The following is a 10908-nucleotide window of genomic DNA, read 5'->3' on the forward strand; positions in this document are numbered from 1 at the left end:
GTGCGGGGCGGGGGGCGAAGAGCAGGGTGAGACGTTTCATAGGATGAACCCATGATTGATGTCCGGCGGTTGCAGGTGCTGCGCGCGCTCGCCGAGCACCACACCGTGGCGGCCACCGCAGAAGCGCTGGGAGTGACCCCGTCGGCGGTCTCCCAGCAACTCACGGCCCTGGCCAAGGAGACCGAGGTCCCCCTGGTCGAGCGGGTCGGACGCCGGTTCGCCCTCACCGGGGCGGGCCGGGTGCTGCTGGAACGCGCCGAGGTGGTCTTCACCGAACTGGAACGGGCCCAGGCCGACCTGGCCAGGTACGCGGAGGGGTCCCTCGGGGTAGTGCGGGTCGGCTCCTTCGCCACCGGCATCTCCAACCTGGTCGCCCCCGCCGTGGCCGGACTGCGCCGCACCCACCCGGGCTGGCGCTTCTCCGTCGTGCAGGCCGAACCCGAGCACAGCACGGAACTGCTGTGCAGCGGCGCGATCGACATCGCCGTCACCATGTCCTCACCGCACCTGCCCGCCAGCGGCACCCCGGGCTTCCAGTTCCACCCGGTCATGGTCGAACCGCTGGACGTGGTCCTGCCCTACGAGCACCCGCTGGCGACCAGGCCGGAACTGGACCTGGCCGCCGACCTCAGCGACGCCGACTGGATCATGTCCGGGCCCGGCACCGCCTGGTTCGACACGGTGGCCGCCGCCTGCCACCAGGCCGGGTTCCACCCCCGCAACACCCATGTCGTCACCGATTTCGGTGCGGCGTTCTCCCTGGTCACCGCGGGTCTGGGCGTGGCGATGGTGCCCCGTCTGGCCTGGCACGGGGCGGGCACCCCCTATATGGTGGTGCGCTCGGTCCGCAACGGCCCCCGGCGCCACGTCCTGGCCGTCACCCGCAGCGGAGCCGACCCCGAACCGCTGCTCACCGCGATGCGGCAGGCCGCCAGCAGGATCACCGTCCCCTCCGGCCGGTTCATCCTCAGCGCCTGATCACCGCTCGACCCCCTCCTCGGGCGCGGCCTCCGCGACGGGGTCCAGCACGTCGCGTGCGGCGAGCCGGATCCGGCGGGCCACCGCGCGCAGCGGACGCCACGCCCACGCCCCGGTCCGGGAGGCCAGGTAGATCCGGCGCACCCCGGCCAGCTCGCCCAGGGGGGTGTGCACCACCCCGCGGCGGCGCGGGGCGGCGGCCAGCTTGGGCAGCAGCCCCACCCCCCACCCGGCGGCCACGACCGCGCTGACCGCCTCCAGCGTGTCGATGCGGTGCCGGATGAGCGGCCGGAACCCGGCGGCCGCGCACATGCGGCGCACCAGTTCGTCCTCGTCGCTGCCGCGCGAGTTGGCGATCCAGGAGGCGTCCGCCAGTGCGCGCAGCCGTTCGCGGGTCATGGGCGCGCGGCTCGGAGCGGTCGCCGAGGACTGCGCGAGGAACAGCGGTTCGCAGCCCACGGGGTGCAGCGTGATCCCCTCGGGGATCCGGCGGGGCACCAGGCTGTACTCGTAGATCAGCCCCAGGTCGGCCTCGCCGCCCAGCAGCAGGTCCATGGCCTGGTCGGGTTCGTGCTCGATCAGGCGCACCTCGATGCCCGGATGCTCCTCGCGTAGCCGCTCCATCGCGGGCAGCACCACGGGGACGGTCATGCTGACGAACGTCACCAGGTCGATCCGGCCCACCGGCGGCCCCTCGCCCGCCATCTCGGCCCGGGCCGCCTCCACCCGGCCCAGGATGTCCACCGCGTGCTCGGCCAGCCGCCGCCCCGCAGGGGTCAGCCGGACCCGGCGCCCGTCCGGGGCGAGCAGCCGCACCCCCGCCTCCTGCTCCAGCACGGCCAGGTGCTTGGAGACCGCCGAGGTGCCCATGCCGGTGACCTCGGAGACCGCCGTCATCGTGCCCAGCCTCCGCAGTTCCACCAGCAGTCTCAGCCGTGTCAGGTCCACCCTCCAACCGTAGAAGACGGCGGGCGCCGGTCGGGACCGTTCCCGACCGGCGCCCGCCGCCTCAACGGCTCAGGCCGCGAGACGGAAGAAGCGCGCCCGCAGCAGGTTGGCGAGGACCTCGTCCAGCCGGCTCAGCAGGGCCGTACCGTCGAAGCGGTCGAACGCCCGGACGTCGGGGTGGTCGGCGTTGGCGCTCAGCCATGCCCCGCCCACCAGGTCGGCCGCTGCCGAGCGGAGCCCGTCCAGCCGCTCCGCCAGGGTCCCGGGGGCGTTGGCGAGCGCGGTTTCGCACGCGGCGAGCGCGTGGAACAGGGAGAGCAGTTGCAGATGAGTGATGTCGTCCTTGGCCTCGCGCAGGGTGTGCTCGGCGATCGCGCGCGTCCGGCGGAAGGGGTTCAGCGTTCGCGTCGCCGGTGCCTCAACCTGGGTCAGCACAGTTCTCCTCTCATCGTCGTGGCGGGGCAGCGGTCCCGCGGTCGCGCGGCCGGGTGGGCCGTACGCGCCGCGCCCGGGGCAGTGGTCCGCCCAGGGCCGAGAGGTCTGCGGTCCGCGGTGGTCGTACCGGGCGGACCGGCCGTCGGGCGGACATCGGGGGGTGTGACTCGGTCGCTCCACGCGGTGCGCGGAACCTCCTCCCGGTGGCTGCTCACCAAAATTGATGTCCGCCGACTCAGGTTCATACCGCTCCCGGGCGTGACTAAACCTGACAAATCCCGTGACCCTGCCCTCAGGGCCGCCAACCTTCCACCAGAAGGAAACATTTCATCAACCAACGGTGCCTGGACGGCAACAGACAACGGGGGACACAGTGGTGGGATGATCCGCTCTCTTCCTCTGTCGCTTCGTCGTGCCCGGCGACGGGTGCCCGCTCCGCTGCTCCTGGTCGCCGGGATGGTCCTGCTGCACACGGGCAGCGCGGGCGCGGTGCACCTGTTCGACACCGCGGGCCCCCTCGGCGTCACCTGGCTGCGCCTGAGCTGGGCGGCGCTGCTCCTGGCCGCGGTGGGCGGCCGGCCGCTGCTGCGCGCCGTGCGCACCGCGACCTGGGCCGACATCGCCGCCACCGCGGTCCTGGGCGTGGTCAGCGCCGGGATGACGGTGATGTTCTCGCTGGCCACCGACCGCATCCCGCTGGGCACCGCCGCCGCCGTGGAGTTCCTCGGCCCCCTCACCGTGGCCGTGCTGGCCCTGCGCCGCCGCCGGGAAGCGCTGTGGATCCTCCTCGCCCTCGCCGGGGTGCTGCTGCTCACCCGGCCCTGGCAGGGGGAGGCCGACCTGCTCGGCGTGGCCTTCGGCCTGCTCGGGGGCGCCTGCGTGGCGCTGTACATCGTCTTCTCCCAGAGCGTCGGCTCCCGTCTGGGAGTCCTGCCCGGACTGACCCTCGCGATGACCGTCTCCGCCCTGGTCACCCTCCCCCTGGGGCTGCCGCGCGCCGCCGCGGCGGCCGACGGGCGCCTCCTGGCGGCCACCCTCGCGCTCGCCGTGGTCTACCCGCTGCTGCCGCTGCTGCTGGAGATGGCGGCCCTGCAGCGGATGAGCCGCGGCGCGTTCGGCGTCCTCGCTTCCGTGGACCCGGCGATCGGCCTGCTCATGGGGCTGCTCCTGATCGGCCAGGTGCCCGTCGCGGTACAGCTGGCGGGCATGGCGCTGGTCGTGGCCGCGGGCCTGGGCGCCACCCGCGGCGACGGCGCCCGCCCCGCGGACGGGACGCGGGAGGCCGGATCGGGAAGCGGCGGACCGGAGGACACCGATCCCCGCCGGGGTGACGACGAACGGCGGGACGCCGCCGCCCCGGCCCCGGTGTGATCATCGTTACACGAACCGGCGCGCGGTACGGGGCGGTGCGCTCCCCGGACCGGTCCGCCTCCGCACCGACGCAGGTCCGCACGGCCGCGGCGGGGAACGGGCGGCGAACCGGGGGCGGGCCCGCGACACCGGGAAGAGGGGGAAGGCCGGACCCGTGCCCAACCGTCCGGAGCATCCGTTAATGTCAGGCGCAATCATGAGCGCTAAAACTGACCTGGAACTCCTGCGCGCTTTTGAGCCGGTGCTGATGTTCACCAAGGGGGAGTTGTTCTTCCCCACCGACGTCGAGGCCTACCTGCGCTGCTGCAGCCTGTGGCTGGACCTGCCCGGAGGCGGGGAGCGGGAGGTCGTCCCGGCGGGCGAGCTCACCATCGACAGGCTCGCCCGGGCCGACACCGAGTGGCCGGGGTACCGCCAGCACCTGCGGTTCGTGCAGGAATCGTCGCTACGGGCCGAGGCACGCCGCTTCCGCCGCCGGGAACGCCCCATCATCCCCAAGAGCGGCCGGCTGGCCGCGGTCGGCGTCCTGGGCCGGATCGTGGACGTGCTGATGAAGCTGTCCCTGCTGATCCGCGGAGCGGTTCCCGGCGGGGTGGCCGCGGCCGCGGCCACCCGCTACCACGACCGCATCGACACCGGCGACACCGCCACCTACTACGGGCGCGTCGTCCGCGAGGGCGGCTACGTCGCCCTGCAGTACTGGTTCTTCTACGCCATGAACGACTGGCGGTCGGTCTACGGCGGCGTCAACGACCACGAGGCCGACTGGGAGAAGGTCACCGTCTACCTGGTCCAGGACGCCGACGGAGAGTACCGGCCGGCGTGGGTGGGCGCCTCCTCCCACGAGTACCTCGGCGACGACCTGCGCCGCCGCTGGGACGACCCGGAACTGCACCGCGACGGCGACCACCCGATCATCTACGTGGGCGCCGGATCGCACTCCCACCAGATGCTGCCCGGCGACTACCTCATCCAGGTCGACCCCTCCTTCCTGCGCGGGGCGCTGCGGGCCTGGCGCCGCTTCACCGCCCGCTTCCTGCCCTCCTCGCACCGGCTCCGCGGCATCGGGGTGCCCTTCGTCGACTACGCGCGCGGCGACGGCGTGCGCGTGGGCCCCGGCGGGCAGCGCGTGTGGACCCCGGTCGTCATCGACGACACCACCCCCTGGATCCGGGGCTACCGCGGCCTGTGGGGCCGCAACACCCGCGACTGGTTCGACGGCGAACGCGCCCCCAGCGGCCCCCGCTACGAACGCGACGGCACCGTCCGCCGCTCCTGGTCCGACCCGCTGTGGTGGGTGGGGCTGCACAAGGTCCCGCCCACGCCCGAGGCCGCGCGCGCGGACCTGCTGGCCCACCTGGAGGACCTGGACGCCCGCATCGCCGAGGCCGACGCCGCGATCGAGGAGGAGCGGGCGGCGCTGCGCCGCCTGGCCGCCGCCGAGATCGTGCTGAGCCGCCACGCCAACGCCGAGTCGCGCGCCAAGGAGTACCGCCAGCGCATCGCCGAGGCCGAACGCGCCCTGGCCGCCCGCTACCGCGAACGCACCCACCTGGCGGACGAGCGCGACATGCACCGCGCCGCCCTGGACAGCGGTGAGGCGCTGGAGCTGCCGCCGCAGGCGCACCTGCGCTCCCCGCACCTGCCGTACGCCTCCGGCAAGCAGCGCACCACCCGGTTCCTGCACGTGTGGGCGACGCTGAGCACGCCGCTGCTGCTCATCGCCCTGGGCACGGTCATGGTGCTGCTGCGCGGCAGCCTGGCGCTGCTGGCGGCGCTGGGCGTGGTGGTGCTGTTCGCCGCCTTCGACGCGCTGGCCCGCCGCCGGTTCCTGTCCTTCCTGGTGGGCCTGGCGCTCGTCGTCGTGGCGGTGGGACTGGTGAGCGCGGTCATCGCGGCGTTCCTGGTCAACTGGCGGATCACCGTCCTGGTGCCGATGGCGCTGGCCGTGGTCAGCCTGCTCTACATCAACCTCCGCGACCTGCTGCGACGCTGAGCGGGCCCGCGGGCAGGCCCGCCCGCGGGCCGGGAACGGAGGCCGGAGGCCGGTCGGCCCCCGGCCGGCGGGGCGGTGCGGGGGACGCGCCGGCTCAGTCGCGGCGCAGGCCCGAGGCGCGCACCGTGATGTTGAGCCGGCCCGACCGCATCCCCGAGGCCGGGTCGGCCGTGCCCGGCCGGGTGCGCGGCACCCCGTGGTAGGCCAGCCGCGACGGCCCGCCGAACACGAACAGGTCGCCGCCGCGCAGCTCCACGTCGGTGTAGGGACGCGTGCGGGTGGCGGTGTTGCCGAAGCGGAACACGCACGTGTCGCCCAGGCTCAGCGACACCACCGGTGCGTCGTCGCGCTCGTCGCGGTCCTGGTGCATGCCCATGGTCGCGCCGGCGCCGTAGAAGTTCACCAGCGCCACGTCGTAGTCGGGAGCGGGATCGGGAAGGGCGCCGTAGGCGTCCTTGAGGGCGCGCAGCGCCAGTTCTCCCAGGATCGGCGGGAGGGGCGGCACGGGAGTGCCGTCGGGCAGGGTCGCGGAGTAGCGGTAGGGACGCCAGTACCAGCCCAGCGAGGTCATCGCGACGCTCATCGTCCCGCCGCGCGTCCGGTGGCGCGTCATCCCGCCGGGGCCGCGCACCCACGCGCGGCACAGGTCCACCAGTCTGCGTTGTTCGGCGTGGTCCAGCCAGCCGGGCACGTGCACCGCCCCCGGAGCGATCTCGACGGGGGCGGGGGAAAAAAGCGGATCAGTCATAGCAGGGTGATTCTTCCCCGCGGGTCGGACAGTGCGGCCGCCCGGGTGCGGCGCCGGGCACCTCGGCGGGGAGAGGCCGCGGGCAGCGGGATGCCTCCCGGCACCCGCGCCGCGGGGCACGCCGTCACGGCGGGGGACCGGCGTCCCGGAAACCCGGGCCGCGCTCCTCCTCCCCCGGCGGCACCCGGGGTGTGGGGCGGCGGGGACGCCAGGACACGAACCGCAGCCCCAGAGCGACCAGACCGGTGCCCATGAGGATCCAGCCGATCATGGTGATGTTGAGCACTCCGACGCCGTCGAGTCGCAGGGCGAACACCAACACCGCTCCCACGGCGATGAACAGCAGACTTACGGCCATGCCCATGAGGGGGGTCCTCTCACGTCTCGGGAGTGCCGTTCCGCTACCGGATCCGCGCGGGTCCAAACAGCGCACCGGTCGTACTAAGGTTGGGGCGTAGCGAGATTCGAGGCCGTCGGGCCGTGGACTGTGGAGGTGAGGCCGACCATGAGCCAACCTCCTAGTACCAACTAGTGCGGTGCCCGGCCAGCGCTCCGCGCTGGTGATCACGGTCCACGGGAGCGTCCTCCCGTGTGTGCTCCCCCTGGCGGGTAGAGCGTCCCGAGGGCACGGCACCCCAGCCCCAGCCCCTTCCCCCGCGGAGTGTGCCCCGGCGTCCGCCGTGCGCGCGCCCCGCGACCGGTTGCCGCAGAACCGTCGAACTCGCCCCGGGAGTCCCCATGTCGCAACGCCGCATGCGGGTGTGGCTGCCCAGCCTGCGCCCCGCCGCCGTCTCGGGCGGCAAGGACCACACCGACGCACCCGAGTACTCCATGGACCCCCGCGCGGAGGAGAGCGCCCCTCCCGTGGAGGACAGCGTCGTCGACGCCGCGATCTACGTCGACGGCCGCCGCCAGCCCGGCAGTCCCGACCTGTCCCGGCTGCGCGCCCTGGTGCCGCGGCGCGATGGCGCGATGGCGTGGATCGGGCTGCACCAGCCCTCCGAGGCCCAGCTGCTCGCCGCCGCCGACCAGTTCGGCCTGCACGAACTGGCCGTGGAGGACGCCATCGTCGCCCACCAGCGGCCCAAACTGGAACGCTACGGCGACACCCTGTTCGTGGTGCTGCGCGCCGCCCGCTACCTGGACGAGGCGGAGGAGGTGTGCTTCGGCGAGATCCACCTGTTCGTCGGCACCGACTTCGTGCTGACCGTGCGGCACGGCCAGGCCCCCGACCTGTCGGCGGTGCGCCGCCGCCTGGAGGACGACCCCGACCTGCTGCGGCTGGGCCCCGAGGCGGTGCTGTACGCGGTGCTCGACGCGGTGGTGGACGGCTACGCGCCGGTCGTCGCCGGGCTGCAGAACGACATCGACGAGATCGAGACCCAGGTGTTCAACCGCGACCCCCGGGTGTCGCGGCGCATCTACGAACTGCTGCGCGAGGTCATCGAGTTCCAGCGGGCCGCCAGTCCGCTGCTGGGGATCCTCGCCGACCTGGAGGCCGGGTTCGACAAGTACGGCACGGGCGAGGAGCTGCAGCGCCACCTGCGTGACGTCGCCGACCACGCGACCACCGTGGCCGAACGGGTGGACGGCTTCCGCCAGCTGCTCAACTCCATCCTCGCGGTCAACGCCACCCTGGTCAGCCAGGCCCAGAACGAGGAGATGAAGCACCTCACCGAGGCCAGTTACGCGCAGAGCGAGGAGGTCAAGAAGATCTCCTCGTGGGCGGCCATCCTGTTCGCCCCCACCGTGGTCGGCGGCATCTACGGGATGAACTTCGACTTCATGCCGGAGCTGCACTGGAAGTACGGCTACGTGATGGCGGTCGGGCTGATGGCGGCGGTGAGCGTGGCGCTGTACGCGATCTTCAAGCGCCGCGGCTGGCTGTGAGGCCCGCCCGTGTCCCGGTGCGGCGACGGTGCGCGCCGCACCGGGACACGGGCGTCACCGGATGTCGATGCGGTGCGGGTGGGCCAGGGAGGCCGGGCAGCGGTAGACGCTCAGCGCGTAGCCCCGGCCCAGGAAGACGGGCGTCTCGCCGAGGCTGGTGGTGCCGGTCTGCAGCAGGTGCTCCAGTTCGGCCCCGCACTCGGTGCCGGGCATGGGGAAGGGGGAGCTCACCCCCAGGCCGGATGGCCGCCGGGGTTCAGCCCTTGCAGTGAGGACAGGCCGTCGGTGGAGGCGGTGGTGCCGGTCTCCTCCTGCCAGGCGCGGATCCGCTCGGCAGGGGAGTCCGGCAGGGCGAAGACCGAGGGGTGGTCGACGGTGCTCTCGGGGGCCGGGGCGCCGCCGGGGCGGCCGGAGAGGTCGTGGTCCGGGTTCCTCGGGTGCGCGGTGGGGCGGTCGTCCCGCGGGTCGGTGAGGTCGGCGTCGCGCCACCGGCGGACGGCGACGGAGGGGCCGAAGAGGCCCCCGAACGACTCGGGGGTCTCCTCGGGCTCGTTGGGACACCACAGCACCTGCAGCACGGCGGCTCCCTCGGGCAGGTCGCGGGCGAACATCTGCAGGACCGGCTGCAGGGCGACCGGTTCGTCGAAGACCACCTCCGCGAAGCCCGGAGAACCGGGCGTCCCCACGAGGTGCTCCTGGGCGCGGGTGGGCCGGGGTTCGGCGGGCCACAGCGGGGGGCGGCGAACGAACTGTCGTGCGGGGTGAGCGGGCGGTCGCTCAGCCGCGGATGCAGCAGCAGCGCGGGGCGGCCGAACTCCCGCAGCTCCGGGAAGAGCGCCAGGGGGTCGGGCGCGGGGGACACGGTGCTCCTCCCGAGGTGGTCGCTTCGGGGTGCGGGGCCGAAGCAGAAACCAGCGGAGGGTGGGGACAGTCACAGCGGTCAGCGCCGCTACGAAAATGCACCAATCAGTGCAAAAACGCCGTATATCCCTTCGGTTTTGCGTTTCTCCCGGTACGGCGCCCCCCGGACGGATACGATCGTGGGTCACGGGGGGGACGGCAGGCGTTGTCGAGAGGGAGGGTGTGGCGGCGTGTCCGGACAGAGGCAGGAGTCTTTTCCGTGTGGTGAGGCGGTCGTTTTCGCCGTGCGCGGCGAGATCGACATCGCCAACGCCACCCAGTTGTGCGCGGCGCTGCTGCACGCCACCGACCGGCCCGAGTGCCACTGTCTGGTCGTCGACCTGTCCAGGGTGGAGTTCATGGACCTCAGCGGTGTGCGGGCGCTGTACGAGTGCTTCCGTGTCCTGACCTGGGAGGGGCGGCACATGGTGCTGGCCGAGCCCTCGGCCGCGGTCGAGCGGGTGCTGGCCGCACTCCACCTGGAGCGCGACTTCGAGGTCTACCCGATCGTCGAGGCCGCCCTGGTCCACACCGCCCACCAGCGCTACGAGGAGGGGCCCTTCACGGGGGTCCGCGGCTGCGAGTGACCGGCGCCGGTCGGGCGCGGCCGCGCCGTGGCGGTGGGCGGCCCACCCCCTCGCGGCGCGGTGCCCCGCGACGGTGTGCGGACCGCCGCGGCAGCCGGTCCGCTCCCCTGCTCAGGCCCCCGACAGTTCCAGTTCCAGGACGTGGGAGACCAGTTCGATCATCACCCGCTTGACCGACTCGCGCTCCCGGGCGTCGCACAGCAGCACCGGGACGTCGGGGTCCACGTCCAGGGCGATCCGCACGTCGGCGGGCATGTGGGTGCGCACCCCGTCGAAGCAGTTCACCGCGACGACGAAGGGCACGCCGCGCTGCTCGAAGAAGTCGATCGTCTCGAAGCAGTCCTCCAGGCGGCGGGTGTCGGCCAGGACGATCGCGCCCAGCGCCCCCTCGGCCAACTCCTCCCACATGAAGGAGAAACGCTGCTGGCCCGGGGTTCCGAACATGTAGATGACGGTCTGCTCGTCCAGGGTGATGCGGCCGAAGTCCAACGCGACGGTGGTGGTCGTCTTGGACTCCACCCCGTCGAGGTCGTCCACACCGACGCTCTCGGCGGTCATCACCTCCTCGGTGTGCAGCGACTCCACCTCGCTGAGCGCGGACACCAGAGTCGTCTTCCCGGCACCGAACCCGCCGGCCACCAGGATCTTCAACGCGTCGGGAACGGGCCCGACCCTCTCGGACATGCAGAGGTCTCCTTTCACAGCGCACGGATGCGGTCGAGGACCGTTCTCAGGGTGTGGACATCCGGTCGCCTACGCTGCCACTGCGACTCGTGCACCATGACGTGTCCTCCGTCGAGCAGGTCGGACAGCAGGATACGCAGGACGCCCAGCGGCAGTCCGGTGCGCGAGGCCAGCTCGGCCACCGAGGCCGGGGCCGCACACGCGTCCAGGATCGAGTGGTGCTCGGGTTCCAGATCGGTGGGCGGCGCCACGGTCGGCACCGCCACCACCTGGGAGGTCATCGCGAAGTCGGAACGCGAGGGACGGGTGCGTCCCCGCGTCAGCGAGTACGGCCGGATCAGCCGACCGCCGTCGTCGGGGGAGCCGGACAT

13 protein-coding genes are annotated in these 10908 nt (G+C 73.0%); 5 read left to right on the plus strand and 8 right to left on the minus strand.

The features are described from left to right. The first annotated feature begins 51 nt into the window (after window positions 1-51). A complete protein-coding gene (locus tag FOF52_RS04345) occupies window positions 52-978 on the plus strand; it encodes a LysR family transcriptional regulator (RefSeq protein ID WP_248592540.1) in 927 nt (308 codons plus the stop codon). On the opposite strand, the gene FOF52_RS04350 is transcribed toward FOF52_RS04345, so the two are convergent. Together FOF52_RS04350 and FOF52_RS04355 are read right to left on the minus strand one after the other, a co-directional pair. Further along, complete coding sequence (locus FOF52_RS04350; RefSeq protein WP_248592541.1) at window positions 979-1926, minus strand: LysR substrate-binding domain-containing protein; 948 nt, start codon at window positions 1924-1926, stop codon at window positions 979-981. It abuts the gene before it with no gap. A 69-nt stretch (window positions 1927-1995) separates the two neighbouring features. Further along, window positions 1996-2361 carry a hypothetical protein gene (locus FOF52_RS04355; RefSeq protein ID WP_248592542.1) on the minus strand — a complete coding sequence of 122 codons (366 nt, stop codon included), beginning with the start codon at window positions 2359-2361 and terminating at the stop codon, window positions 1996-1998. Window positions 2362-2742: 381 nt separating this feature from the next. Here FOF52_RS04355 and FOF52_RS04360 point away from each other — a divergent pair, with 381 nt between their 5' ends. Next, window positions 2743-3732 (plus strand): EamA family transporter, encoded by a 990-nt coding sequence (locus tag FOF52_RS04360; RefSeq protein WP_425265529.1) that lies wholly within the window; start codon window positions 2743-2745, stop codon window positions 3730-3732. A gap of 196 nt (window positions 3733-3928) precedes the next feature. Beyond that, a complete protein-coding gene (locus FOF52_RS04365; protein WP_248592544.1) occupies window positions 3929-5728 on the plus strand; it encodes a hypothetical protein in 1800 nt (599 codons plus the stop codon). 94 nt (window positions 5729-5822) lie between these two features. On the opposite strand, the gene FOF52_RS04370 is transcribed toward FOF52_RS04365, so the two are convergent. Together FOF52_RS04370 and FOF52_RS04375 are read right to left on the minus strand one after the other, a co-directional pair. Continuing rightward, window positions 5823-6476, minus strand: a complete 654-nt coding sequence (locus FOF52_RS04370; RefSeq protein WP_248592545.1) for an alpha-ketoglutarate-dependent dioxygenase AlkB family protein — start codon at window positions 6474-6476, stop codon at window positions 5823-5825. Window positions 6477-6600: 124 nt separating this feature from the next. After that, entirely contained in the window at window positions 6601-6840 is a 240-nt protein-coding gene (locus tag FOF52_RS04375; RefSeq protein WP_248592546.1) for a hypothetical protein, read from the minus strand. A gap of 374 nt (window positions 6841-7214) precedes the next feature. Here FOF52_RS04375 and FOF52_RS04380 point away from each other — a divergent pair, with 374 nt between their 5' ends. Further along, window positions 7215-8366: a magnesium and cobalt transport protein CorA gene (locus tag FOF52_RS04380; protein WP_425265530.1), complete on the plus strand. Its 1152-nt coding sequence runs from the start codon at window positions 7215-7217 to the stop codon at window positions 8364-8366. A gap of 54 nt (window positions 8367-8420) precedes the next feature. On the opposite strand, the gene FOF52_RS04385 is transcribed toward FOF52_RS04380, so the two are convergent. Both FOF52_RS04385 and FOF52_RS04390 read right to left on the minus strand, forming a co-directional pair. Further along, window positions 8421-8597 carry a hypothetical protein gene (locus tag FOF52_RS04385; RefSeq protein WP_248592547.1) on the minus strand — a complete coding sequence of 59 codons (177 nt, stop codon included), beginning with the start codon at window positions 8595-8597 and terminating at the stop codon, window positions 8421-8423. Further along, window positions 8594-9052 carry a hypothetical protein gene (locus tag FOF52_RS04390; protein WP_248592548.1) on the minus strand — a complete coding sequence of 153 codons (459 nt, stop codon included), beginning with the start codon at window positions 9050-9052 and terminating at the stop codon, window positions 8594-8596. The genes FOF52_RS04385 and FOF52_RS04390 overlap by 4 nt, the downstream gene beginning before the upstream one ends. A 405-nt stretch (window positions 9053-9457) precedes the next feature. On the opposite strand from FOF52_RS04390, the gene FOF52_RS04395 reads away from it, so the two are divergent. Further along, window positions 9458-9853, plus strand: a complete 396-nt coding sequence (locus tag FOF52_RS04395) for an STAS domain-containing protein (RefSeq protein WP_248592549.1) — start codon at window positions 9458-9460, stop codon at window positions 9851-9853. Between the two features lie 111 nt (window positions 9854-9964). Here the strand turns inward: FOF52_RS04395 and FOF52_RS04400 are convergent, their stop codons facing one another. Together FOF52_RS04400 and FOF52_RS04405 are read right to left on the minus strand one after the other, a co-directional pair. After that, a complete protein-coding gene (locus tag FOF52_RS04400) occupies window positions 9965-10537 on the minus strand; it encodes a GTP-binding protein (RefSeq protein ID WP_248592550.1) in 573 nt (190 codons plus the stop codon). Window positions 10538-10551: 14 nt separating this feature from the next. Further along, window positions 10552-10908 (minus strand): DUF742 domain-containing protein, encoded by a 357-nt coding sequence (locus FOF52_RS04405; protein WP_248592551.1) that lies wholly within the window; start codon window positions 10906-10908, stop codon window positions 10552-10554.

Origin of the sequence: Thermobifida alba (genome assembly GCF_023208015.1) — a bacterium.
In the GTDB taxonomy this organism is placed as follows: Bacteria; Actinomycetota; Actinomycetes; order Streptosporangiales; family Streptosporangiaceae; genus Thermobifida; species Thermobifida alba.